Origin of the sequence: Methylomagnum ishizawai (genome assembly GCF_900155475.1) — a bacterium.
Lineage (GTDB): Bacteria > Pseudomonadota > Gammaproteobacteria > Methylococcales > Methylococcaceae > Methylomagnum > Methylomagnum ishizawai_A.
On the sequence record NZ_FXAM01000001.1, the window covers coordinates 525,657 to 550,312 of the forward strand.

Annotated in this window: 25 protein-coding genes; 16 read left to right on the plus strand and 9 right to left on the minus strand. The window is 62.9% G+C overall.

Translation table 11 applies throughout. The features are described from left to right. Positions 1-14 precede the first annotated feature (14 nt). Positions 15-1,340 (minus strand): chromosomal replication initiator protein DnaA, encoded by a 1,326-nt coding sequence (gene dnaA / locus B9N93_RS02230; RefSeq protein ID WP_085210499.1) that lies wholly within the window; start codon positions 1,338-1,340, stop codon positions 15-17. A gap of 185 nt (positions 1,341-1,525) precedes the next feature. Between dnaA and rpmH the strand changes: the two genes are divergently transcribed. The 5 genes from rpmH to mnmE are packed head-to-tail and all read left to right on the plus strand — an operon-like array spanning position 1,526 to position 5,265. Beyond that, on the plus strand, positions 1,526-1,660 hold the full coding sequence (rpmH, locus tag B9N93_RS02235; RefSeq protein WP_085210500.1) for a 50S ribosomal protein L34: 135 nt from the start codon (positions 1,526-1,528) through the stop codon (positions 1,658-1,660). Positions 1,661-1,663: 3 nt separating this feature from the next. Continuing rightward, a complete protein-coding gene (gene rnpA, locus B9N93_RS02240; protein ID WP_085210502.1) occupies positions 1,664-2,059 on the plus strand; it encodes a ribonuclease P protein component in 396 nt (131 codons plus the stop codon). Continuing rightward, positions 2,014-2,238, plus strand: coding sequence for a membrane protein insertion efficiency factor YidD (gene yidD, locus B9N93_RS02245; RefSeq protein ID WP_085210503.1), 225 nt, complete (start codon positions 2,014-2,016; stop codon positions 2,236-2,238). Before rnpA ends, yidD begins: the two co-directional genes overlap by 46 nt. A gap of 2 nt (positions 2,239-2,240) precedes the next feature. Further along, a complete protein-coding gene (gene yidC / locus B9N93_RS02250; protein ID WP_085210505.1) occupies positions 2,241-3,881 on the plus strand; it encodes a membrane protein insertase YidC in 1,641 nt (546 codons plus the stop codon). A gap of 37 nt (positions 3,882-3,918) precedes the next feature. Then, complete coding sequence (mnmE, locus tag B9N93_RS02255) at positions 3,919-5,265, plus strand: tRNA uridine-5-carboxymethylaminomethyl(34) synthesis GTPase MnmE (protein ID WP_085210506.1); 1,347 nt, start codon at positions 3,919-3,921, stop codon at positions 5,263-5,265. 62 nt (positions 5,266-5,327) lie between these two features. Here the strand turns inward: mnmE and tnpC are convergent, their stop codons facing one another. From tnpC to tnpA, 3 genes are all read right to left on the minus strand, one after another. Continuing rightward, positions 5,328-6,893, minus strand: coding sequence for an IS66 family transposase (tnpC, locus tag B9N93_RS02260; protein WP_085216142.1), 1,566 nt, complete (start codon positions 6,891-6,893; stop codon positions 5,328-5,330). 78 nt (positions 6,894-6,971) lie between these two features. Further along, a complete protein-coding gene (gene tnpB, locus B9N93_RS02265; protein ID WP_254899320.1) occupies positions 6,972-7,313 on the minus strand; it encodes an IS66 family insertion sequence element accessory protein TnpB in 342 nt (113 codons plus the stop codon). Further along, positions 7,310-7,612 (minus strand): IS66 family insertion sequence element accessory protein TnpA, encoded by a 303-nt coding sequence (tnpA, locus tag B9N93_RS02270; RefSeq protein ID WP_085210508.1) that lies wholly within the window; start codon positions 7,610-7,612, stop codon positions 7,310-7,312. Before tnpA ends, tnpB begins: the two co-directional genes overlap by 4 nt. A 52-nt stretch (positions 7,613-7,664) precedes the next feature. Between tnpA and B9N93_RS02275 the strand changes: the two genes are divergently transcribed. Then, a complete protein-coding gene (locus B9N93_RS02275) occupies positions 7,665-8,120 on the plus strand; it encodes a DEAD/DEAH box helicase family protein (protein WP_217807251.1) in 456 nt (151 codons plus the stop codon). Between the two features lie 29 nt (positions 8,121-8,149). On the opposite strand, the gene flhB is transcribed toward B9N93_RS02275, so the two are convergent. From flhB to fliQ, 3 genes are read right to left on the minus strand one after another with little or no spacing between them, the layout of a single operon-like run. Further along, positions 8,150-9,280: a flagellar biosynthesis protein FlhB gene (gene flhB / locus B9N93_RS02280; protein ID WP_085210509.1), complete on the minus strand. Its 1,131-nt coding sequence runs from the start codon at positions 9,278-9,280 to the stop codon at positions 8,150-8,152. A 3-nt stretch (positions 9,281-9,283) separates the two neighbouring features. Next, a complete protein-coding gene (fliR, locus tag B9N93_RS02285; protein WP_085210511.1) occupies positions 9,284-10,054 on the minus strand; it encodes a flagellar biosynthetic protein FliR in 771 nt (256 codons plus the stop codon). A 3-nt stretch (positions 10,055-10,057) separates the two neighbouring features. Next, positions 10,058-10,327, minus strand: a complete 270-nt coding sequence (gene fliQ / locus B9N93_RS02290) for a flagellar biosynthesis protein FliQ (RefSeq protein ID WP_085210513.1) — start codon at positions 10,325-10,327, stop codon at positions 10,058-10,060. 249 nt (positions 10,328-10,576) lie between these two features. Between fliQ and B9N93_RS02295 the strand changes: the two genes are divergently transcribed. The 8 genes from B9N93_RS02295 to B9N93_RS02330 all read left to right on the plus strand — a co-directional run bounded on the left by B9N93_RS02295 (position 10,577) and on the right by B9N93_RS02330 (position 20,420). Then, positions 10,577-11,299 (plus strand): SDR family NAD(P)-dependent oxidoreductase, encoded by a 723-nt coding sequence (locus B9N93_RS02295; RefSeq protein ID WP_085210514.1) that lies wholly within the window; start codon positions 10,577-10,579, stop codon positions 11,297-11,299. A gap of 43 nt (positions 11,300-11,342) precedes the next feature. Beyond that, positions 11,343-13,247 carry an alpha/beta fold hydrolase gene (locus tag B9N93_RS02300; RefSeq protein WP_085210516.1) on the plus strand — a complete coding sequence of 635 codons (1,905 nt, stop codon included), beginning with the start codon at positions 11,343-11,345 and terminating at the stop codon, positions 13,245-13,247. Positions 13,248-13,555: 308 nt separating this feature from the next. Next, positions 13,556-13,750, plus strand: coding sequence for a hypothetical protein (locus tag B9N93_RS02305; RefSeq protein ID WP_085210518.1), 195 nt, complete (start codon positions 13,556-13,558; stop codon positions 13,748-13,750). A 219-nt stretch (positions 13,751-13,969) separates the two neighbouring features. Next, the gene (locus B9N93_RS02310) at positions 13,970-14,323 is read left to right on the plus strand and encodes a hypothetical protein (RefSeq protein ID WP_125468800.1); all 354 of its coding nucleotides are present in this window, start codon (positions 13,970-13,972) and stop codon (positions 14,321-14,323) included. Between the two features lie 407 nt (positions 14,324-14,730). Next, positions 14,731-17,487, plus strand: a complete 2,757-nt coding sequence (locus tag B9N93_RS02315) for a SpoIIE family protein phosphatase (RefSeq protein WP_085210521.1) — start codon at positions 14,731-14,733, stop codon at positions 17,485-17,487. Continuing rightward, entirely contained in the window at positions 17,459-18,598 is a 1,140-nt protein-coding gene (locus B9N93_RS02320) for a PhnD/SsuA/transferrin family substrate-binding protein (RefSeq protein WP_085210523.1), read from the plus strand. The genes B9N93_RS02315 and B9N93_RS02320 overlap by 29 nt, the downstream gene beginning before the upstream one ends. A gap of 156 nt (positions 18,599-18,754) precedes the next feature. Further along, positions 18,755-19,864: an acyltransferase family protein gene (locus tag B9N93_RS02325; RefSeq protein WP_085210524.1), complete on the plus strand. Its 1,110-nt coding sequence runs from the start codon at positions 18,755-18,757 to the stop codon at positions 19,862-19,864. 55 nt (positions 19,865-19,919) lie between these two features. Beyond that, positions 19,920-20,420 carry a transposase gene (locus B9N93_RS02330; protein WP_085210526.1) on the plus strand — a complete coding sequence of 167 codons (501 nt, stop codon included), beginning with the start codon at positions 19,920-19,922 and terminating at the stop codon, positions 20,418-20,420. A gap of 56 nt (positions 20,421-20,476) precedes the next feature. On the opposite strand, the gene B9N93_RS02335 is transcribed toward B9N93_RS02330, so the two are convergent. Continuing rightward, complete coding sequence (locus B9N93_RS02335; RefSeq protein ID WP_085210528.1) at positions 20,477-22,132, minus strand: hypothetical protein; 1,656 nt, start codon at positions 22,130-22,132, stop codon at positions 20,477-20,479. A 185-nt stretch (positions 22,133-22,317) separates the two neighbouring features. Between B9N93_RS02335 and B9N93_RS02340 the strand changes: the two genes are divergently transcribed. Together B9N93_RS02340 and B9N93_RS02345 are read left to right on the plus strand one after the other, a co-directional pair. Next, complete coding sequence (locus B9N93_RS02340) at positions 22,318-22,971, plus strand: TMEM175 family protein (RefSeq protein WP_085210529.1); 654 nt, start codon at positions 22,318-22,320, stop codon at positions 22,969-22,971. Positions 22,972-23,163: 192 nt separating this feature from the next. Beyond that, positions 23,164-23,367 (plus strand): YjfB family protein, encoded by a 204-nt coding sequence (locus B9N93_RS02345; RefSeq protein ID WP_085210531.1) that lies wholly within the window; start codon positions 23,164-23,166, stop codon positions 23,365-23,367. Between the two features lie 81 nt (positions 23,368-23,448). Here the strand turns inward: B9N93_RS02345 and B9N93_RS02350 are convergent, their stop codons facing one another. Continuing rightward, positions 23,449-24,546 (minus strand): hypothetical protein, encoded by a 1,098-nt coding sequence (locus B9N93_RS02350; protein ID WP_125468801.1) that lies wholly within the window; start codon positions 24,544-24,546, stop codon positions 23,449-23,451. Positions 24,547-24,656: the final 110 nt, after the last annotated feature.

The following is a 24,656-nucleotide window of genomic DNA, read 5'->3' on the forward strand; positions in this document are numbered from 1 at the left end:
ATGCCAGGGTGGGTTTAAGCGGAGAGGGTGCGGAGGAGGATGCTGTAATCCTCGGCGAACTTATTATCGCAGGCCCTGAGTTCCTCGCTCTTGCGGCAGGCGTGCAGGACCGTGGTGTGGTCGCGGCCCCCGAACATCTGGCCGATTTCCGGGAGGCTGTGGTTGGTCAGCTCCTTGGCCAGGGCCATCGCCATCTGCCGGGGGCGGCTCAGGTTGCGGGTGCGCTTGTTCGACAGGAGGTCCGAGACCCGGATTTTGTAATACTCGGCCACGGTGCGCTGGATGTTGTCCACGTTGATGAGCCGGTCCTGCAAGGCGATCAAGTCCCGCAGCGCGTCCTTGGCGAATTCCATGGTGATAGGCTTGCCGGTGAAATGCGAGTTCGCCATCACCCGCCGCAACGCGCCTTCCAGTTCGCGGATATTGGAGCGGATGCGCTTGCCGATGAAAAACGCCACTTCGTCCGAGAGTTCCACGCCCAGGTTCACCGCCTTGCTCTTGAGGATGGCGACGCGGGTTTCGAGGTCGGGCGGTTCGATGGCGACCGGCAGGCCCCAGCCGAAACGGGACTTCAAACGCTCTTCCAGACCCTTGATTTCCTTGGGATAGCGGTCGCAGGTCAGCACGACCTGGTGCTTGTTTTCCAGCAAGGTGTTGAAGGTGTGGAAGAACTCTTCCTGCGAGCGCTCCTTGCCGGCGAAGAATTGGATATCGTCGATCAGCAAGGCGTCGACGGTGCGGTAATAATCCTTGAACGCCCCGATGGCATTGTGTTGCAGCGCCTTCACCATGTCCGACACGAAGCGCTCGGAATGCAGGTAAACCACCTGGGCCGAAGGATTGGCTCTGAGGATTTCATTGCCGATGGCATGGATCAAATGGGTCTTGCCCAGCCCCACGCCGCCATAGATGAACAAGGGATTATAGGCCCGCCCGACGCTCTGGGCGACCTGGACCGAGGCGGCGCGGGCCAGTTGGTTGGATTTGCCCTCGACGAAGCTGTCGAAGGTGAAGCCGGTGTTCAGGTTGTGCGGCAGGCTTTTTTTGGCGCTCTGGGTTTTTTTCGGGGCGGAGGCCGGGGCGGCGCTGTCGGCGTTTTTGCGGGAGCCGATTTCCAGGATCAGGCTGGGCGCGGGTTGGAGTTTCTGCGCGGCCAGCACTTCCTCGATCTTGCCGATGAAATGTTGCTTCACCCAGTCCAGCACGAAGCGGTTCGGGGCCAGGAGCCTGAGTTCGGCCCCTTCCTCCACCGCCTGCAAGGGCCGTATCCAGGTATTGAATTGTTGGGGCGGCAGTTCGCCTTCCAGCTTGGCGATGCACTGGGTCCAAAGGGCGCTCATAACGCGGCATCCCTGTCGGAGACAGGCCGGTGTGGGGTCGGGGGCATAGGGGAATCGGGGTCGTGGTCTCGGGGGGGTGGATACTATACCGCGGCCCGGACTTATCCACAGCATTGACAGAGGCTTAGAGGGTGCTTTAGGATTCCGCGTCTTTTTACCCCCGTATCGCAAGAGGCTTGAGTCCCATGAAAAGAACTTGGCAACCCAGCAAAATCAAGCGCGTCCGTACCCACGGCTTCCGCGCCCGCATGAAAACCCGTGGTGGCCGCAACGTGCTGAACGCCCGCCGTGCCAAGGGCCGCAAGCAACTGACCGTTTGACGCTTGGAAGCTTCCGGCCAGGGTTTCCCCAAAACCCATCGCCTGAACACGGCAGCCGAGTTCCAGCGGGTTTTCGATCAGCCCTTGAAGTCAGCGGATAGCCGGTTGACCGTACTCGCCCGGACCAACGGTAAAACCCATCCGCGCCTGGGGTTGGCGATCTCCAAACGGCAAGTCCGCAAAGCCACCGACCGCAACCTTATCAAGCGCCTCGTCCGGGAAAGTTTCCGATTACGGCAGCACACCCTAGGCGGGCTCGATTTCGTCGTCATGGCGCGTAGCGCCGCACTCCAGGCCGACCATGAAACACTCCGCCGCTCATTGCAGAAACACTGGGACCGCCTGGTGACGCAATGCAAGCCCTCCTGGTCTTCCTCGTCCAATCCTACCGCTACCTGATTAGTCCCTGGGTGGGGCACCATTGCCGTTTCCACCCGACCTGCTCCGCCTATGCGCTTGAGGCACTGGAACGGTTCGGGGCAGTCAAAGGCTCGTATCTCGCCGCCCGGCGCCTCCTGCGTTGCCATCCCTGGCATCCCGGCGGCCTCGATCCCGTCCCAGAAAAATTCGGAAAATAACAATGGATAACTTAAGGTTCGTCCTGTTCGCTTTATTGTTCTTCCTAGGCTTCACGATATGGCAGCAATGGCAGGTTGATTACGGCCCCAGGCCCGATCTCGCGGCCTTGCAGCAGCAACAACAGTCCCCCGCCGCCCCGGATGTGCCGGACTCGGCCCGCGGCGTCGATGATATCGTCAAGCAGGGCGAACCCGCCGCCAGCGCCGCGCCGCACCGCCGCGTCGTGGTCACTTCCGACCTGTTCCGCCTGGAGATCGACACCCAGGGCGGCGATATCCGCAAGCTCGACCTCCTCAACTATCCGATCAGCAAGGACCATCCCGACCAGCCGGTCGAACTGTTCTCCGACGGCGATTTGATGTTCGTCGCGCAGAGCGGCTTCCTGGGCAACGAAGCCTCCGCCCCCACCCACCACAGCGTTTGGGAAGCCCAGGCCGATCAATATCAGATGGCTCCGGGCCAGGATACCCTGCGGGTGCCCTTGGCCTGGACCAACGACCAGGGCGTGAAGGTGGTCAAGACCTATGTGTTGAAGCGCGGCAGCTATGAAATCGCGCTGGAACAGGAAGTCACCAACGGCGGCGCGGCGGGCTGGAAAGGCCGCCAGTACGTGCAGTTGCAGCGTAAAGACCCCGGCAACAAGGACCAGTTGGTCCGCACCTATACCGGCGGCGTGCTGTATACCCCCGAGGAGAAATACCGCAAGATCAGCTTCAAGGACATGACCAACGAGAACTTGGACAAGAAGTCCAAGGATGGCTGGATCGCCATGATCCAGCATTATTTCGTGGCCGCCTGGATTCCCGCCAAGGACGACGAGGAGACCTATTACACCAAGGCGCTGTCGGACAACCATTTCGTGATCGGGGCTTATTCGCCCGCGCTGGAAGTCGCGCCCGGCCAGTCCAAGGTATTCACCGCCCAGTTGTACGCCGGTCCCAAGCTGCTCCGCGTGCTGGAAGCGACCGCGCCCGGCCTGGACCTGACCGTGGACTATGGCGCCCTGACCTTCATCGCCAAGCCGGTGTTCTGGTTGCTGGAGCAATTCCACAAGATTTTCGATAACTGGGGCTGGGCGATCATCTTCGTCACCCTCACCTTGAAAGCCTTGTTTTTCCGGCTGTCGGCGTCGAGCTACCGTTCCATGGCCAATATGCGCAAGCTCCAGCCCAAACTGGCCGAACTCAAGGAAAAGTACGGCTCCGACAAGCAAAAGCTGAACATGGCGATGATGGAAATGTACCGCAAGGAAAAAGTGAACCCCTTGGGGGGGTGCTTGCCGATCCTGGTGCAGATTCCGGTGTTCATCTCGCTGTATTGGGTGTTGGTGGAATCGGTCGAGATGCGGCAAGCCCCGTTCATGCTGTGGCTGAACGACCTGTCCGACAAAGACCCCTACTTCGTGCTGCCCTTGATCATGGGCGTGTCCATGTTCATCCAGCAGAAGCTCAGCCCGCCGCCTTCCGATCCGGTGCAGGCCAAGGTGATGCTGTATATGCCGGTGATGTTCACGGGCTTCTTCGCCTTCTTCCCCTCGGGGCTGGTGGTGTACTGGGTGGTCAATAACTTGCTGTCCATCGTGCAGCAGTGGTATATCAACAAAACCATCATCGTTGATAAGCCCGCGCCCGCAGGCTCTTGATCTTGGAGAGGCCGGGCAAACCCCGGCCTTTTCTTTTATGGCCGCTTCCAACCCCGACACCATCGCCGCCATCGCCACCCCGCCCGGACGGGGTGGCGTCGGCATCCTCCGCGTTTCCGGCGACCTCGCGCCGGAGATCGCCCAGGCCGTCCTGGGCCGGATGATTCCCGCCCGTCATGCCCATTTCGGCCCGTTCCGCGACCACGACGGCGCGGTGCTGGATAGCGGCCTCGCCCTGTATTTCCCCGCTCCGCGTTCGTTTACCGGCGAACACGTCCTCGAACTCCACGCCCATGGCGGGCCGGTATTGCTGGATTTGCTGTTGCGGCGGGTGCTGGGTCTGGGGGCGCGGCTGGCCCGGCCTGGGGAATTCAGCGAGCGGGCGTTCCTCAACGACAAGATCGATCTGGCCCAGGCCGAGGCCATCGCCGATTTGATCGACGCCAGCACCGAGCAAGCCGCCCGTTCCGCCCAGCGTTCCTTGCAAGGGGAGTTTTCCCGGCGGGTGGGGAACTTGGTCGAAGCCTTGATCCAACTCCGGCTCTATGTCGAGGCGTCCATCGATTTCACCGACGAGGACATCGATTTCCTGGCGGAAGGCCAGATCGCCGCACAGGTCGCCGAGCTATTGGCCGCGCTGGACGCCATCCGCCAGACCGCCCGCCAAGGCTGTTTGCTGCGCGATGGCATGACCGTGGTGATTGCGGGGCGGCCCAACGCGGGCAAATCCAGCCTGTTGAACCTTTTGGCCGGGCGGGAAGCCGCCATCGTCACCGCTATCGCCGGCACCACCCGCGACACCTTGCGCGAATACATCCAAATCGACGGGATGCCCTTGCATGTGGTCGATACGGCGGGACTTCGGGACAGCGAGGATATCGTGGAGCGGGAAGGCATCCGCCGCGCCCGCGCCGAGATCGAGCGGGCCGATCGGGTGCTGTTGTTGATCGACGACCGCGAGCCGGAGCAGGCCGGGGAACTGCTGGCGAGCCTGCCGCAAAACCTGCCCGTCACCCGTATCCATAACAAGATCGACCTGACCGGCCAGCCCGCCGGGTTGGTCGAAATGCCCGAAGGCCCGGTGGTTTATCTCTCTGCTAAAAGTGGAGCCGGGGTCGGGGATTTGCTACGCCATCTCAAGGCCGCGATGGGTTACGAGGCCGACACCGAAGGCGTGTTCATCGCCCGCCGCCGCCATTTGGATGCCATCGACCGCGCCCGAACCGCACTGGACAACGCCGCCCGGCAGGTGGATGCGCGGGCTTTGGAGCTATTGGCCGAGGAATTGCGGGAGGCGCAGCATGCGCTTTCCGAAATTACGGGCGAGTTCACCAGTGACGACTTATTGGGGCGGATATTTGGGAGTTTTTGTATTGGAAAATAAAGTCATATTTTTCTACATCCAAAGTAAGCGTCCAGCGCTACCACCTGTCCTGATTGCTCGGCCTATGCCTGGGGTATCTGGGTGTGGAACGGCAGTAACTCGTCGATACGGCTGTTGGGCCAGGCGGGAAGTTTTGCGAGGGTGTCCCGCAGCCAGGCGGCGGGGTCGAGCCCGTTGAGTTTGGCGGTGCCGAGCAGGGTCTGGATGGCGGCGGCGCGTTGGCCGGCCCGTTCGGAACCGGAGAACAACCAATTCTTTTTCCCGACGGCGATGGGGCGGATGGCGTTCTCCACTGGATTGTTATCCACGGGCAAATCGCCGGTCTCGGCATAGCGGACGAGGGCGGGCCAGCGTTTCAGGGTGTAGTCCAGCGCCTTGGCGGCCCCGGTGCCCGGGGCGGTGCGGGCGCGGGTCTCGGCCAGCCAGGCGCGCAGGGACTCCAGTTCCGGCAGGGCGCGTTCGGCCCGCAGCCGCTGGCGGGCCGGGATGTCCAGCGACCGGGCCTCGGCTTCGACGGCGTAGAGCTGGCCGATGCGCCGCAACGCCTCCCCGGCCATGGGGCTTTGGTTGGCTTGGTGGAGTTCGAAGAACTTGCGCCGCGCATGGGCCCAGCAGCCCAGTTCGACGCAGGGCGGGGCCGCTTCCCGTTCCGGGGCGAACAGCGCCTTGTACCCGGCATAGTCGTCGACCCGCAGGTGGCCTTGCCAGGTGCCGAGGAACGCCCGCGCGTGCCCGCCGCCCCGGCCCGGCCGGTAGTCGAACACGACGATGCGGGGTCCCGGTTCCAGGTCGTTGCTGCGGTAGGCCCAGAGGTAGGCCTTCTTGGCCTTGCCGCTGCCGGGGTCGAGTTGCGCCACCGGGGTTTCGTCGGCGTGGAGCGTGCCGCCCCGGCGCAGGTGCCAGGCGAGCCGGTCCGCCAGGGGTTGCAGGGCCACGCCGAGGCGGCCCACCCAGTCGGCCAGGGTCGAGCGCGACAGGACCACCCCGTCGCGGGCGGCGATCTGTTCCAGGCGGTACAGGGGGAGGTGGGCGACGTGCTTGCCGATCAGCACCCAGGCCAGCAGGCCCACCGCCGCCAGGCCGCCGTCGATGATGGCGGGCGGCACCGGGGCGGCGGCGACGGTTTCGCAGGGGCGGCAGGCGTATTGGGGCCGGATGTGGCGGTGGACGAAGAACCGGGCCGGTTCGACGTCCAGTTGCTCGGTGACGTCCTCGCCGATCAGGACCAGGTCGGTGTTGCCGCAACGGGGACATTGGCAGGCCTCCGGTTCGTGGCGGTGCTCGATCCTCGGCAGGGGGTCCGGCAACGGCTGGCGTCCGGCCCCCGCGCGCTTCGGCTTGGCGGCGGCGGGGGCCGCCGCGCCGTCGGCCAGGCGCTCGATCTCCGCCTCCACCGCCGCCGAGTCCTCGTTCCAGGTGTCCTGGAACAGGTCGCGCTGGGTCTGGGGCAGGGCTTCGCTTTTGACCCCGAAGCGGATCCGCCGCAAATGGGCGAGTTCCAGGGTGAGCGCCTGGATCTTGAGGTCCTTGGCTGCGGACGCCCTTTGCAACGCCGCGATCATCGCCGCCAATCGGGTTTTGGCGGACGGTTCGAGGTTCAGCAGGTCGAGTTGGGCCAGCGCTTCCATGGCCCCGATCATACCCCCGCCCGACCCCCCGGAACCCTTGGAAACACTGGGTTCCGGGGGAATGCTCCGTCCCCGTCCTCAGGCTTGCCAATCCACCGGCGGCGTGGCCGACAGGCGTCGCCAGTCCATCCCCGCCACCAACCATTCCCACTGCGCCGGCGTCAGCGCGAACACCGCCTCGCCCAGCGCGGGCCACGCGAACCCGCCCCGGTGCAGCCGACGCTGGCACAGCCACGCCCCGTTCCCGTCCCACACCAGCAGCTTCAGCCGTGTGCCCGCCTTGTTCCGGAAGATGAACCCCGCGCCGGAACACGGCGACCGGCCCAGCCGGTGCTGGACATGGGCCGACAGCCCATCGATGCCCCGCCTCATGTCCACCGGCTCGACCACCAACCACAGATGCTCCGGACGCCGGATCACGCCAAGCCCCTCAGCAATTCCGCCACCCAGCGCGCCGGTACCGTCGCGGGAATATCCAACCGGACACCCGGGGCCAGCCGCAGCACCAAAGCCGGCCCCTCCTCGGCGGCGACCGGGGCCGGGGCCACCCGGACCGGAATCAATCCAAGGCCGGCCAACCCCCCGGCGGCGGGTTCCCGCTTCACCCAGCCCGAGAAGGTCTTGGGGTTCACGCCCCGTTGACGGCAATACTCGGCCTGGCTCAACCCGCTCTTCCTCCACGCCTCGACGTGGACCTCCGGCAAATCCCGCTTCTTCATCCCGCTCCTCCAACAAAAGACCCAAGGGTGTCGCGGTTTAACCAGGGCGTCCATGTGGGAGGGTTGGAGGCTTACCATCCAAACTCGTCTAGGTAGGCTGCGCTACGCCACCATCGACACCGGCGAGAAGTATTACCTCAAATGGGTCGAGGACTCCGGCCCCCACGCCGACGAGCCCAACCCGCTGGACCGCCACCTGATGCAGACCTGCGGCAAGCGGCGCTTCCTCGAATTGATCCACGACTTCATCGTCTACGACGCCGGGACCAAGAAGGTCTGCCGCCAGAACCAATACTTCGGCGTCAAGGCCGCCCAGGACTTCATCCTGCGCCGCGAGGGCGGCATCATCTGGCACACCCAGGGCAGCGGCAAGTCGCTGACCATGGTCTGGCTCGCCAAGTGGATACGCGAACACCGCATCGGGGCGCGGGTACTCATCATCACCGACCGCACCGAACTCGACGAGCTAGCTTATGCCGGGGATTCCAATAGTCAGCGGGGGGGTTGACTTTACACGACTTTTTTACCAGACAGCTTCTAACTCCGCGCATACTCCTCCGGTACCTCGATATCCCCCAAAGGTTCAGGCCCACTCCCCCCATGACGCCGGGCATCGCGTAATTGGTAGACATAGGCCAAGACCTGCGCCACGGCGAGATACAGCGCCTGCGGAATCTCCTGGTCCAATTCGGTGCTGGCGTGGAGGGCGCGGGCCAGCGGCGGCGCGGCCACCAAGGGCACTTCCGCGCCCAGGGCCAGGTTGCGGATTTGCGCCGCGATCAAATCCACGCCCTTGGCGACCACCTTGGGCGCGGCCATGCCCGCCGCGTCGTATTTAAGGGCCACGGCGTAATGGCTCGGGTTGGTAATGACCACATCGGCCTTGGGCACCTCTTCCATCATGCGCCGCCGCGCCATCTCCATCTGCAAGCCACGGATGCGGCTCTTGACCTCGGGCTTGCCCTCGGCGTCGCGCATCTCGTCCTTGATTTCTTGCAGGGTCATCCGCAGCTTGCGCTTCCACGACCACAGTTGGAACGGCACATCCACCGCCGCGATCAAGACCAGCGAGGCGCACAGCCATAACAGGCAGGTCAGGACCAAATCCATGGCCCGGCCGGCGGCGGGTAGGAAATCCAGCCGTCCCAACCCGACGAAATCGTCCAAATGGTGCATGAACAAGCCAGCGGTCACGAAGCCCACCAGCAGGAATTTAATGATCGCCTTGGCCGCCTCGACCGCCGCCTGCGCCGAGAACATGCGGGCGATGCCGGGCAGCGGATTGAGCTTGTCCAACTTCACCCCCAGGTTTTCGGAAGTGAAGTTCCAGCCGCCCAAGGCCAGGGGACCGAGCAAGGCCGCCAGCACTCCCAGCGCCAGCAAGGGCCACAGCATCTCCAGCATCAAGCCTAGGTCGTAGGCCAAATGGGCCAAGGGCGCTTCCGGGTCGAAGGCGTCGCGTTGGCTCAGGCGGATATCGTGCAGCATCACCTCGCGTAGATCGTGCAATAGCCCGGACCCGAACATGAGCATCCCCACCACCCCGGCCATTAGCACGGCCAGGGTGTTGAGCTCGCGGGAACGGGGAATCTGGCCTTGCTTGCGCGAATCTTCCAGCCGTTTGGCGGTGGGTTCCTCGGTGCGTTCCTGGTCGTTGTCTTCGGCCATGGCTCAGCCCAGCAGATGGCCGATCAAGCGATAGCCCTCGTCGAGGAAACCGGCGAACAAGGCCAGCACATCGGGCAGGGTCAGCCGCATCAGCACCAAGCCCAACAACAGGCTGACCGGGAAGCCGACCGAGAAGATATTGAGCTGCGGCGCGGCCCGGCTGGCCACGCCGAACCCCAGGTTGATGAGCAACAGCGCCGCCACCATGGGCAGGGACAGCAGCAAACCCGCCGCCATCAGCTTCCCGGTCCAGAGCGACAGTTCCCACAAGGCGTCGCGACCGAGTCCCTCGAATCCCACCGGCACCGCCTGGAAGCTGTCCGCCAGCAGCCTAATCATCACCAAATGCCCATCCATCGACAGGAACAATAGGGTTCCCAGCAATTGGTAGACCTGGGCGATGGCGGGTACCTGCACCCCGGTCAGGGGATCGACCAGGGAGGCGAAGCCCAGCCCCATGCTATAGGCCACGCTCTGCCCGCCGAACACGATGGCGGCGAACACCATATGCAGCACGAAACCCATGGCCGCGCCGATCAGGCATTGCTGGACGGAAACGAAGAGGCCGGGCAGGCTGAACAACTCGACCTCGGGCATGGGCGGCAGGTTGGGCAGGACGGCGAAGGCCACGCCCGTGGCGAGCATGACCCGCACCGGCATGGGCACGGTATGGCCGATGAACAGCGGCATGGACACGAACATCGCCGCCGAGCGCAGCAAGACCCAGGCGAATCCGGCGATGGCGGCGAGGATTTGGGCTTCGTCGAAGCGCATGGTTCAGCCGATGAGGTGGGGAATGGCGCGGATGAGGCCGCGGGTGTAGTCGATCAGCAATTGCAGCATCCACGTCCCGGCGAACATCAGGGTCAAGGCCATGATGATGAGCTTGGGTACGAAGGAGAGGGTCATTTCGTTGATCTGGGTGGCGGCCTGGAACACCGCGATGACGAGTCCCACGGCCAAGGTGCCGATCAGCAACGGGGCGCTGATTTGCACGGTGACGGTCATGGCTTGGCGGCCGAGTTCGGCGATCATGTCGGGGTTCATGGGCTGCCTCGTGGGGTGGGGGTTTCGTAGAGTTTAGACCTTGGGCGGGGTAGGGCGTGGGGGAGTCGTTTTGCCCGCGTGGCCCTGGGCGGCGTTAATATATCGGCCCGCCCAAGCCGACGCCGCGCCTCGCCCCGAATCCGATCCGCCTCGGAAGCCCGGCATCGAGAACCACCCGGCTTGCAAGCCATGGCCCTGCGCTCTGATCCAATTCGACCGCAGCACGTAGTACCCAACGGGATTGACCCAATGACCAAAACCGAGCATGAATCGAACTCCCCAGTATGCGCCATCGTGGGCGCTGGCCCCGGCAATGGCGCGGCCTTCGCCCGGCGCTTCGCCGCCGCGGGCTACCGTGTGGCGCTCCTGGCGCGGAACCTGGCGCGATTGTCCGAACTGGCCGCGACCCTCCCGGGCAGCCGGGCCTATGCTTGCGACGTCACCGACGGCGCGTCGATCCGGGCGGCGTTCGAGGCCATCGCCCGCGACCTGGGTCCGGTCGAAGTCCTGGTCTACAACGCCGGCAAGATGGTCTGGGGCGACCCGCTCGCACTGGCCGAGGCCGACTTCGAAGCCGCTTGGCGGATCAACGCCCACGGCGCCTTCCTGACGGCACGGGCGGTCTTGCCCGCCATGCTGGCGGCGGGGCGCGGCACGGTCCTTTTCGTCGGCGCGACCGCCTCGCGACGGGGCCGGCCCGGCACTACCGCCTTCGCCGCTGCCAAGGCCGCTCAACGCAGTCTCGCCGAATCCTTGGCCCGCGCCTATGGTCCCCAAGGCATCCACGTGTCCCTGCTGATCATCGACGGCGTGGTGGACGAGCCGGTCAACCGGCCCGCCTTCCCCGGCCGCCCGGACGAGTTCTTCGCAAAGCCCGACGACATCGCCGGGACCGCCGTGTTCCTGGCCCGCCAGCCGCGCTCGGCCTGGACCTTCGAATTGGATGTCCGGCCCTTCGGCGAACCGTGGTAGCCAAGCGCTGGTCTTGCAGCCTTTTTTAACGCAAGGGCCACGCATGCAACCCAAGACACCACAAAAACGGCGCGGGCGGCCCATCGCCCTATCCATCCTCGTCCTTGCCAGCGCGGGTTGCTCGACCCCGGTCGGCGTGCAGCCGGTCGATATCCAGACCGCCTACGCCCTCCAGAACCTCAGCGCCCTCTCGGCGGAACAAGCCTCGGAGCCTTCCAAGACCGTGCTGCGGCGCTTGGGGCTGCTGGACCGCTTCGAGACCGAACCAGTCCGGGTGCTGGCCGAGTTGCACCGGGGGCTGAACCCGGTGGACGACGACGAGCGCTTGTTCGCGCTGGCGGAGCTTGCGTTCCTCCATGCCGACCGGGCGCGGGACCGCCGCTATTTCCTGGCGGCCGCCGTGTATGCCTGGGCTTTGCTGTTCCCGGACGCCGACCCGCCCCGGTTGTCCCCGTCCGACCCCCGCTATCGGTTGGCCTACGATCTGTATAACCAAGCCGTCGCCAAGGGCTTGGGCCAAGCGCGGGGCGGGGACCGGGAAGAGGTGGTGTTGCGGCCCGGCCTGTATCCGCTACCGTTCGGCACGTTGCGGCTGGGCGCGGACCCCGCCGGGCCGGCCTGGGGCGGCTACCGGCTGGATCATTTCATGCCGACCACGACCCTGCGGGTGCGGGGTTTCCGCAACCGCTATAACCGCCATGGCATCGGCGCTCCCTTGACCGCCGCCATCGACACCCAGCGCTCGCTGGAAAAAACCGTCGGCGCGGAACGGCTGGCGGCCGGCACCCAAGTTCCAGTCACCGTCCTGTTGCGGTTGGACCAGGCCCGCGCCCATCTGGCCGATGGCCGGATCGAAGGGCGGATCGAAATCTACGCCGCCGACCAAGCCACCACGGTCGAAGTCGCCGGGCGCAGCCTGCCGCTGGAATCCGACCCCACGGCGGCGTTGGCCTACCAGCTCGAACACAGTCCCCTTTACGATCTGGAATTGACCGGCTTCCTGCGCGGCGGCCTGTTCAAGAGTTGGCTGCCGAAGGATCGTGCCCAGGACGGCCTGTTCACCCTGCATCCCTATAAGCCGGGCCGGATTCCGGTGGTGCTGGTGCATGGCACGGGTTCCAGCCCCGCCCGCTGGGCCGAACTGGTCAACGAACTCGAAGGCGACCCCCACATCCGTGAGCGTTTCCAAATCTGGGTGTTCTTCTACGACAGCGGCAATCCCATCGGCTTTTCGGCCTCGCGCCTGCGCTCGGCTTTGAACGCCGCCGTCGAGGAATTCGACCCGGCGGGCCGGGACGCCGATCTGCGGCGGATGGTGGTGGTCGGCCATAGCCAGGGCGGTTTGCTGACCAAGCTCACCGCCATCGACAGCGGCGACCGCTTCTGGCGGCGCATCAGCGACCAGCCTTTCGATGCCGTCCCGATGGACCCGGAAGCGCGGGCCATGCTCAAGGGGTATGCCTTCTACACGCCCCTGCCGTCCGTGGCGCGGGTGGTGTTCGTCGCGACCCCGCACCATGGGGCGTTGTTGGCGGCGGGCCGGATCGGGTCCATCGCCGCTTCCCTGGTCACGCTGCCGGTGGATTTGTTCAGCCGGGCCGCCCAGGCCGTGACCCTGAGCGGCGAGGAAAAGCTGATGAAGGCCATCCTCAGCCCGCCGACGGCGGTGGATAACATGAACCCGGACAATCCCGCCCTCCAAATCCTCCAGACGATCCCGGTCGATCCCCGGATCAAGGCCCATTCCATCATCGCGGTGCGGGGCGAGGGTGCCGAAGCGGCGGGCGACGATGGCGTCGTGTCCTACCGCAGCGCCCATATCGACGAGGCGGTGTCGGAAAAGGTGGTGCGCTGGGACCATTCCTGCCAGGGCCAGCCCGAGGTGATCGAGGAAATCCGCCGTATCCTGTACCAACACGCGGCGGAGTACGCCGGACAGCGGCCTTAGAGCTTCTATAGGGTGGGCATGAGGACATGCCCATCCACGCCAGCAGAGGGGACCGTACACCCAAACCGAAAATGCGTTAGGCGTGGCACCGGACCCTGGAAATCCGGGCCGAGCCGCCGATATATCGGTCAAAGGGCCGGGATTGTTGAATCCATAGGGGGTGTCGGAAAAATTGACACTCCCCGTCGCCCGGCCCGGCGCCATCCCGCCAAGCCCATGAAAAGCTTGGGGCAATGTTTCTAGGCATAAACCGTGCTTCACTGGAGGCACTCACACCCTTCGGCCATAGCTAGGCAAGGAGACCCGCCATGTTAGCCACTATCGAAACCCTGATCCGGAAATTCCATGGGCGGATTCACGAGGCCGCGGGTTTTGTGATCGCATACTTCGACGATCCCGCGCAAACCCAGGGTTGCGCCTTGGCCATCGCGACCCAGACGCACCGCGAGGTGGAATGGTGCGGTTGCCAGCTCAGCGTGCTGGTTTACGGTCTGCGGGGTTGAAATGCGGGAGCGACCTGTCGCCGTGGCGCGGGAAGACCGCACGGCAATCCGCGCCCATCCGTCCGGCCAGGGCGCGGCGGGAGGCGGGCTAGGGTGACGGCCACCGTGTTCATCAGGAATATCCCGGCGGATACCGATCCCAAACGGCTCGGGCGGTTCGTCGCGAGCGGTCTCGATCCCCGGCCCGGGTTCTTACCCTGGCGGCGCAGGGGCCGTATCTTGGCAATCAAGATCATGGCCTTGCTGGATGCCGAGACCCGGCTGGCCGAATATCACGGCTTGGTCGAACTGGAATCCGAACTCGCCGCCGATGGGGTCGTCAAGCGCTTGAACCTCAGGGTGTTCGGCGGCCGCCGGGTGCTGGTCCGGCGCTACCGGGAGCGCTCGCCCGTCAACGACCGGCGGCACGGCCAAAGCCCGGCAACCGCCCGTTTGTTCCATGACCGCCGCGCCGGGGATCGGCGCAGGCGGTGTTTGGAATGGACCACGGTGGCGGCGACCGGCGCGGTGCCAAGCCCGGCCAAACCGGCCGATATGGCTTTGACCAAGTTTAATTTAGGTCCGGGGGGATAACGATGCCCAAGGCTTTGGCGCTCTGGGTGTCCGCCACCTGATGGGCTTGGAAAGCCTCGCCTTGCCCGTCGCCCCGATGGCCGCCAGTTGCGTGGTGCGATTGCACCGGCTGCGTATCCGCTGATCCCGTCCCGTCCGGGCCGGTCCTCTTTCCGACCCGCTCTTCCCCGTCTTGTCCATCCCCGTCCCGGCGTGGCGCCGGTTTCCTGGCACACCTGGGAAGCTTGGCCGCACCCTGCCTCAAGGCCACACAGCCCGTGTCGCAGGCCACCCCGTTTCTCTGTTTTTTTCCCATCGAATCCCCGGCTTTCTTGTAGACTTCCCAATACAAGCACGAAACACCTTATTCCTCTCCCCGCACGATAAAGAACGAGATGAAAAAAACACACCTAATATGAGGAGAACATATGCAACCACAACCGCATCCTGCCCAAGCAGCGGGTGCCGGGTCGCAGGGCTTTTTCCGGGAAGCCTTGGCCTGGGCCTTGGACCAGTACGTCACGGTGTTGGCCTTGCTCGCCATGACCGCCCTTGTGACCTACGCCATCTTGATCGCCGACCTCCGCAGCCAGGAAGGTAGCGCCGCCGCCCTCAACCTCGCAGGCCATCAACGCATGTTGATCGAGCGCGGCGTCTTGCTCGCGCTCAAGATGCAGCATGCCGAGACCCACGCCGAACGCCAGAAGATCCGCCAGCAAATGGTGGAAACCGTGACCCTGTTCGACAACATGCACAGCTATCTCCGCAACGGCGACCGCCTCATCCGCCAGGGGCCGCGGCTCTTGGCCGAGCCGGGCGAGTTGTCGCCGGAACTCAGGACCATCTATTACGCCGATCCCATCAACCTCGACCAGCAGGTCCAGAGCTACATCTCCGCCGTCAAGAAGCTCCTGTCGCAGCCGGTGGATCAAATCGATCTCGACAACCCCGGCCTGCAATATCTCTTGTCCACCGCGCCGGAAAAGGCCGTGGAAGGCATCGACAAGGTGGTGGCGTTCTACCAGAAGGATTCCGACTTCCGCTTGCAAAACACCCAGAACCTCCAGGCCGTGTCGCTGGTGTTCTTCTTGGGCGCCATCGTGTTTTCCGGCACCTTCCTGTTGAATCCCTTGGTGAACCGGCTCAAGGACAGCATGGCTAGCCTCGCCGAGCAGCGCGACTTCAACGACAACATCATCAACACCGCCCAGGCGCTCATCATCGGTCTCGATCCCTTCGGTCGCATCAACCTGTTCAACCGCTACGCCCAGGAAATTTCGGGCTGGGCCGAGGACGAGGTGCGCGGGGTCGATTTCTTCGACACCTTGTTCGCGCCGGAGCAGCAGGACGCCATCCGGGCCTTGTTCCTGGAAGTCATGGAAGGCGGCCACGCCGGCGAGGGCGGCGCGGAAATCCCCTTGATGATCCGCACCCAGGAATTGGTGGACATCATCTGGCACGCCACCGTGGTGCGCGACCCCGCGACCAAGCTGCCGACGCTGTTCCTCATCACCGGCGACGACATCACCGAGCGCAAACGCGCCGAGGACCGCTTGCAGGCCACCCTGGTCGAACTCGAAGCCCTCAGTGGCCGCTTGCAGGAGGAAATCAACCTCGCCGCCACCTTGCAGCACTCGATCCTGCCCAGCCCGGACATCGTCCTCCCCGGCGTGCAGGGCAAGGCCACGCTGTTGACTTCGAGCGAGGTCGGCGGCGACTACTACGACTATTACAAGGTGGGTGGCTATTACTCGGTGCTGTTGATCGGCGACGTCAGCGGCCATGGCGTGGCGGCGGGCACCATGGTGTCGGCGGCCAAGGCCGGCCTTTATCCGTTGGTGAACGAAGGTGTGACCCGTCCCGCCGAAATCCTCCGCTCCTTGAACGAAACCATGGTGGCGACCGCGCACCAATCCTTGCTGATGACCATGGGCTGTTTCAGCCTGGACAGCCGCACCGGACATTTGCGCTTCGCCAACGCCGGCCATGTGCTGCCTTATCTACTCCGCCGGGGCGAACGGGAATGGCGCATGATCGAAGGCTTCGGCCTGCCCTTGGGCAAGACCCTGGACACCGACTATCTGGCGGTCGAGCAGGAACTGCAACTGGAGATCGGCGACCGCTTGTTCCTGTTCACCGACGGCTTGGTCGAGCAGGAATCGCCCCGCGGCCAGCCCTTCGGCTTCGATAGGCTGGAAGCCGTGTTGAGCGAACATGCCGACGCCCCGCCCGAGGTGTTGCAGGATCAAATCCTGGCCACCCTCCGCGCCCATTGTGGCCGCGAGCATTTCGACGACGACGTGACCCTGGCCGTGATCGAGCATTCCGACCGGGTGGAAGCCCAGGCCGGGGCGGGCGAATCCAACCAGCTGGTGCGCGTCACCGAAGGCTTCTACCGTTCGCAGTCCGACCATTTCACCTCGCCGACCTCGCGGCAATTGGTGGTGTTCATGAGCGAGGGCGAGTTCCACGACCTGCTGCCCCGCCTCAGCGCCGACGGCATCCGCCGGGTGCTGCCGCGCGACGACGAGTTCTACCACCGCCTGGGTTGGGAACACCTTTTGGCCCAGCACCAAACCACGCCCGACGACGATATCTACCTACTGGTCCCCGACCGGATGATGGAGCGTTCCTTCCTGCTGACCCATAGCGACGACAAGCTGTTCTTCATGGAGGAAATCCGCGCCTGGCTGGCCGAACTCGGCGTCTTGCCGCAGGAGCATCTGGACTTCATCCCCATCGTGCTGGACGAAATGGTCGAGAATTCGCTGTACGGCGCGCCCCGCGACGGCCAGAGCCGCCCGTTCTTCATCAAGGGCACGGAACGCGCCCTGGCCGAGAACGAGCTGGTCAGGATCAATGTCGCGGTCGGCCCGGAAACCGTGGGCCTGTCCGTCACCGACAACTGGGGTACCCTGACCCCGGCGATCTTCCTCGACCATCTCACCCACACCCTGGCCGAGGGCGTCGAGGCCGGTGTCGGCGGCGCGGGCTTGTACCTGATGTGGCGTATGTCGGATTACTTGCAGGTGCGCGTCACCCCGCACCGCAGCACCCAGATCACCACGCTTTGGGACTTGAACAGGTCGCCGCAGATCGGCCTGCGTACCGGGTTCCAGTTCCTTTACCACAGCGAACACGATGAGGTCGTCAGCCATGACGCTAGCAGATTTACTTTCCATTAATCCCTTGCCTGCCAGCGAAGCGGGACTGCGTTGCTACGAGCTGATCGGTTCGGTGGACGCCCATTCGGCCCCCGCGCTCAACCAATTGCGCGGGGTCGAATCCAGCACCCGCGTGAAGCTGGATTTCATCAAGGTGGAGCGGGTCAATTCGATGGGCTTGTCCCTGCTCTTGAAGCTGTTCGAGGAATGGGAGAAGCGCGGCATCAAGATCGAGGTGGAAAATCCCAACCGCATGGTGGCGATGCTGTTCAAGATCACGGGGCTGGGCCGATTCCTGACTGCCGACGTGAAGCTGCCGTCCGAGCGTAGCGGCGGTGCCCAGCCCTCGGTGGTGAGTTCGGTGCGGGCGGCGGCCAAACCCGCCGAGGCCGCGCCCGCCGGCGGCAAGCTGAATTTCGTCGCCAGCCTGCAAGTGGGCGCGCAGTTGAGCGGCTGGTATCTGCTGAACACCTATCTGCAACGGCGCTTGCAGCGGGCGATCCATTTCGAGCAATTGCCCGCCGGGCGCGAACTGGGCCAGGAGGTGGTGGATTTGCTGTTCGCCAAGCCGTTCGAGGCATGCGCGATGATGCAGAAGCGGGGTTTCATCCCGCTGCTGCGTCCGGTCGGCGAGGCCGATGAGGTGGTGATCGTGATGCGGGCCGACGATCCCAGGACGTTGGCCGATCTGCCCGAAGCGCAGGCGGTGACGGCTTCGCAGGGGAGTTTCGTCTATGTACTGGGGCGGTTCTTGTGCGACGAGAACGGATTGGATTCCTCGCGCTTCCAGCAGCATTTCGCGGGCAACGAGATCAAGGCGCTGCAAATGCTGCTGAAGCAGCAGGCGGACGTGTTGTTCATGCTCAAGAAAACCTATTACGGGCTGTCCGGGCTGACCCGCGGCAATACCCGCGTGGTGGACGAGAGCGATACCCAGTTCGCTTTCCATTTGCTGTGTATCGATCCGGCCATCGCGGCGCAGAAGGACGACATTACCCAGACCTTCCTGAATATGGCGGAGGACGACCAGGGTCGGCAAATCCTCAAGGATATCCAGTTGGAGGGCTGGTGCGTGCCGCAGGAGGGGGAATTGGGAATGTTGATGCGGTTGTATGAGCGGTATTCGGAGTAGGGGAATATAGGCTTTGGCGGGGTTGCTATATAAAATACTGGCCCCGCCTTTTTATTTATACTACGCATAAACGCTATAAATATCTGCTCAAACCATAACCCGCGCAGTGCCTTTCAAACCGATATATATGAGAATCCCGGCCATCTAGCGCACTCCATGCCCATCAAAACAAGACTGGAATGGCTGGATGGGCTGAGGGGATGGGCCTGTATCGTGGTGTTTCTACACCACTTGGTGGGCGCTTTCCTGCTCGAATATCTACCGGAATACAAAGGCCCATGGAACTCGTTCATCACCGACGGTGGCCTCGCGGTATCTGTCTTTTTCGTGATTTCCGGTTTCGCCTTGAGCGTGAAAGGGGTTTATGGGGAGGGCGGCAGTCTGCTCGTGGCCACCACATCGAGATATTTCAGGCTGGCCATCCCGGTATTCGCTGTCTCCCTGATCGCGTTTTTGCTGATGAAGGCGCATTTGATCTTCAACAAAGACGCGGCCCGATATTTGGCCGATCTAATGCGGTGGGATGCCCGTACCTATAATTGGATCGGCGACCACTTCCACACCCAACCAAACTTCGGCGGGATGCTGACGTTTGCCTTCTACGAGTGCTTTTTCGAATATCAGCCGAAAACCAGCTATAACTCAAGTTTATGGACCATGCAGACTGAACTGCTCGGTTCATATATGCTCTATGCGTTCATCGCCATCTATAGAAGCCATGGCAAAGCCAACTGGCTTGTCGCGCTTATTCTATTGGTTTTCTTCTACCTGAAAAATCAAAAGCTAGCCTGTTTCTGGCTGGGCTATATCCTATGCGAACTCAATAAATCGCACTTCGATAAGCGCGACTTTACTTCCGTCGGGTCCGAGGTATTGGCATTCGCGATCATCGCCACCGATGGGTATATATCGACTTGGCATAGGGGGTTCGAGAACCACCCGAAAGTGATGTGCCTCATGGCGGCGAGTATCGTGCTGGCGGTGGCTTTATCCCCACGCCTCAAAGCGCTGCTTTCCTCCGGCCTTTCGCTTTTCCTGGGGAAAATATCGTTCCCCCTCTATCTGATACAGATCGTTGTCATATGCTCATGGTCGTCCTTTTTGTTGATCGCATTGCCGGGATTGGGCCTGGGAAAAGCCATAACGGCGGGTATGATATTGGTCACGACCGCCATGATATGCTTGGTCATCAGCCGGTATCTGCTTGCGGTGGAAACAATGAGCATGAGGCTCTCCAAAGCCATCGCTTTGAAATTACTTCCATAACCGTGGCGGATGCAGTCGCCCGCGTGATCCGGGCCGGGCAAAGCTACCTATCTTTATGATCACCGATCTGCCCGCCGACATTCCCGCCACCACCATCGCCGACCTTTACCGCCGAAGGTGGACCCTGGAAACCGCGTTCCAACACGTCGAAAGGCATTTCAATTCCGAGATCGAAACCCTGGCCTATCCCAAGGCCGCCCTGTTCGGATTCGCCCTGGCCCTGGTGGCCTATAACATTTCCTCGGTGATGATCTCGGCGCTGGATTGCGTCCACCCAAAGCCGGTATCCAAGGATGTTTCCGGGTATTACATTGCCCACGAGATCGCCGCCACCTTCCTCGCCCTCGTCCAGCTGGGCGAGGCCTTGGATTGGGTATCCGTCGCCGCCCGCACCCCGTCCGGGTTCGCCGCCTGGCTGCGCGAAACCGCCCGCAACGTCAATCTCCGCGCCCTGAGGAAGCATTCGAGGGGTCCCAAACAGCCAAAATCCAAGCCCCCCTACGATCCAAAGCAGCCCCATGTCTCGACTTATCAATTGCTTACGGGTAAGAAGTAGTCACTTTGAAAGGGCTGGCCCATGAACCACGCCATAACCCCGGCGATTTTTCAAGCTTATCGGCTTTCTTTGAAAAAATTGAAAAAGCGCTCATCCTCGCGCTCGTATTTGTTCACGAGATGGCGCAAAGTCGGCCTGTTGCGGGATTCGGAGAGCTTGCCCTCCAGCGAACCCAGCCGCTCCATGATGTCGCCGTAAAACTTCTCGGTTTCCCTGGATCGGAATAAACTTGAACCACGCCGTGCGGCATGGACGATACAGGAAATATCCAGCAGGGTTCTTAATGCCCGGTAATTTGGAGTTTGTAGATACCGCTCGCAACTGATATGCATATCCGCCACATGGTCGGGAACCTTTTTCCTGATCTTCCGCCTCTCTTTCATGAATTGGATTTCATAGCCACCACCCCTGACGCTCCAATCCCTGGTTTGAATATCATTTATGATATCCACGAAGAAATCATCCGCCTCTTCCCGGAACCCGGAATCGGCATGGAGCGCCGCCAAATTTTTGCCAATATCGATGGCCGCCTCGAAGTCGGGCGAGACTCCCCCCAAGGCGCTTAAACCCTCATAGCGTGCGCTGATCTCGCCGGAGCGGTTGTGGACGATCCTCTCCAAGGAGCGTTGAATCTCCAAGCGGATCGCGGCTTGGTTCTGGTGGCAGAACGCGAAGAAATCCGGGTCCGGTGCCACCGCCTCCTTGAGGGCGCGTTTGTTTTCGATGATTTTGTCGCGGATACGTTGTTGCAGGGCGGGATTCTCGCCGGGGTCCGAGGCGCGCTCGGCGATGCCCGAATAAACCGTGTCGTCCGTGAATATCAGTTTGGCGATGGCCCAATATTTCCCATCCTCGCATATATCGTACTTATCGTGGATCCCATCGTAAAAACTCAGGAGCCTGCCATCGAAGATCGGCAAGGTACTCGGCAAATAATTCAATTCTTTGATGCAGTCTTTGTCGATATAGCCGGATAAAAAATGCGTCAGCGCCCGGTCTATGAATTCGGGGACCAGTACATATTTGCGCTTGGTAGTATAGATGGATTTCCTATTATCCTTGGTCCGTTTGTCGATGCCCCGCTCGTCGAGGTCGGCGTCGGACGGGGCCGGGAAATATTTCACCGGCGCGAACGAGAGTTTCTTGGCGGCGGCGATGCGCATGGAATTGAGGGATTGCCCGTGGTCGATCTTGATGAATTCCAGATAGGTTTCCACCTCCGATTCACGCACTTCCCCATTTTCGTCCGCAGGGATCGCAAGCCCATAGTTTTGGTCCGAGAGGTCGTTTTCTTCCAGCATGATGGAAGAGAACAAAACCAGCATGAAACCCCGCTGCCCTTGAATGAAAGCTTCCTTGAACGCCATGGCCTTCGCCTGGTGTTTGGCGCGGTCGAGGATATCTCGCACCGAGCGGTATGGAACGAACTCCGACAGGATATTATTGCCGTCGCCGGTCCTGATCTTGGGCTGGAGGGGGCCGATCAAATAACGGTAGATTTCACCGGTAATGCATTCAATAAGCACCTCCTGGCGGCTCGATAGGGTTTTTTTCACCCATTTTTTGGACTCTCCGCCCCGCAAAGGGTTCTTACGGGGAATCGCGCCGAGTTGGGTGGGATTGGCGCTGGCCGTGGTTTCTCCTTCCCGGGCTTTGAAGGCGCTAAAATCCTTATGACCTTTTCCAAGCAAGGGATTTTTATTCTTACACATGGCAATGATCTCGGTTGGCTGAAACGGCATCCGAATCAATATAATACAAATTCAGCGATAGGCATGAGCCGTTCGGGCACGCTGCCCTTCAAGCCGCAAAATCCGGTCTCAGCGGCGCTGTTTGCGGGGACCGATTTAAGTAGGCTATCGCCATCGCTTTCACATGCCGCCAGGAGCAACCCCCCATGTCCGAACACAATGGCCACGGCTTCGAGAAAGGCCGCTTGCAATCCCTGAGCGATGGCGTGTTCGCCATCGTGATGACCCTCCTCGTGCTGGAAATCATCGCCGACGAGGTCACGGGGGCCGGTTCCGCCGCCGAACTCCACAAGGCGCTGCTGGAACTCTGGCCCAAGGTGCTGAGCTACGCCATCAGCTTCGCGGTGGCGGCGGTGTTCTGGATCGACCAGCACGCCGATCTCCACCACCTGACCCACACCGACAACCGCTTCCTGTGGATCAATATCTGCTTCCTGTTCTGGATTTCGCTGCTGCCGTTCTCCGCCGCCATGCTTGGCGAGCATCATCAATACGCCGTGGCCAGCATCATCTACGGTTGTAATATGATCCTGGCCTCGCTGACCCTGCACGCCAGTTGGCTCTACGCCGTCCGCAACCACCGGCTGGTCAAACCCGACCTCGGTCCCGAGGTCATCCGCCAGGCCAACCGCCGCTTGCTGGTCGGGCCGCCGTTCTATGCCCTGGGCATAGCCATCGCCTTCCACAGCCCCCATGCCAGCTATCTGGTGTATGTGCTAATGGCGGTCCTATACGTGGTGGCGGGACTCGTACCCATCCGGTGGCGGACCCGGATGCTGGGCGCGGCGGACGGCGGATGAGCGGGACCGGGCCGGTGCGGCGTCGGGATTTCCGCCAGGGCATTTCCACGCCATTGGTAGGGTGGGCATGTATTCCGTGTCCGCCGGGATAGCCCAAAAATGGTGGGCATGGGGATATGCCCACGGCTGGGCGTAAACCCAAACCAAAAATGCTCTAGCCTTAGCCTATGAACCAACACCCAGGGGACATCCATGGATATTTCGGGTCTTTCCGATTCGGGCTTGATGGGCTTGGCCCAGGCCATGAACGACAGCAAGCTGCAAGAGAAGATCGGCGCTTCGGTGATGAAGATGGCCCACGACCAAGCCAAGCAAGAGGGGCAGGACGCGCTCCAACTCATCGCCTCGGCCACGCCCTCCGGGTCGCTCGGCCATCACCTCGATGTCTGGGCTTGAGTCTGGGGGCGGGGGGCGGGCTGTTCGGGTTGGGTCCGCCCTGGCGCGGAAGGGGCCGGGCGTCCCTGCCCGGTGCTGGGTTTACGCGGCTCTGGCCGTCCTGCTCGTCCCATAGCGGGCGATCAGCCGTTCCAGCCGTGCCGGGTCGCGCAGGCAGGCGTTGAATTCGCTATCGAGGCATTGCTCGTAATGGCGGATCAACACGCTGTCGGTGGGGCGGGGCGGGGCGACCGATTTCAGCATATGCAGGACGTGGTGCAGGAAATGCCTGCGGAGTACGGAATCCTGGGGAATCAGCGGCGGGCGCGGTGCCTGGGCGGCGGCGGGCGTCTCGACCGGCGTCGGCGTCTCGACGGCGGTGGCGGTCGGCGCGACCGGGGCCGGAGGCGCGGCCACGGCCAGCGCCGCGATCCGGGCCGCGTAATCGGCCCGCAGCTTGAGCAGGCTGGCTTCGTCGCGCAGGCAGGCGTCGATGCGGCTCTGGACCAATTGCCCATAATGGCGGATCAGGACGCTATCGCCGGGGCGGGGACCGGCGACGGTCTGCGCCATCAGGGCCGTGTGCTGCATGAAGTGGCGGCGTAACACCGAATCTTCCGGCACCCAGGCCGGGCGCGGGGTGCGGACGGGTGGGGCGGCGACTGGCGCGGTTTCGGCTGGGATTGGAGCGGCGGTGGTAGCAACAAGGGGTTCCTCGACCGGCGTCGGCGCTTCGATAACGGTGGCGGTCGGCGCGACCGGGGTCGGAGGCGCGGTCACGGCCAGCGCCGCGATCCGGGCCGCGTAATCGGCCCGCAGCTTGAGCAGGCTGGCTTCGTCGCGCAGGCAGGCGTCGATGCGGCTCTGGACCAATTGCCCATGATGGCGGATCAGGACGCTATCGCCGGGGCGGGGACCGGCGACGGTCTGCGCCATCAGGGCCGTGTGCTGCATGAAATGGCGGCGCAGCACCGAATCCTCCGGCACCCAGGCCGGGCGCGGTGCCACAGTTGGTACGGCGGCGACCGGCACCACCGCCACGGCGGGAGGCTCGGCCACTTGCGCTGCGGCGGGAACGGGTTCGCTGGCCGGTGGCGGCGGTTCGGCGGTGCGGAGTTGGGAGGTGGTTGCCGGGGTTTCCGAGGCGGGTTCGGCCTGGGTTTGGAGCCGGGGCGGAATATCGGGGCGTGGCTGGTCCACCGCGTGGTGACGGGTGGATTGGGGGGACCATGCAAACTTGTATAGGAAATAAACCAGCGCTAGGACTAATAAAACGGCTATGGCGGTTAGCATATAATCATTATTAGGTG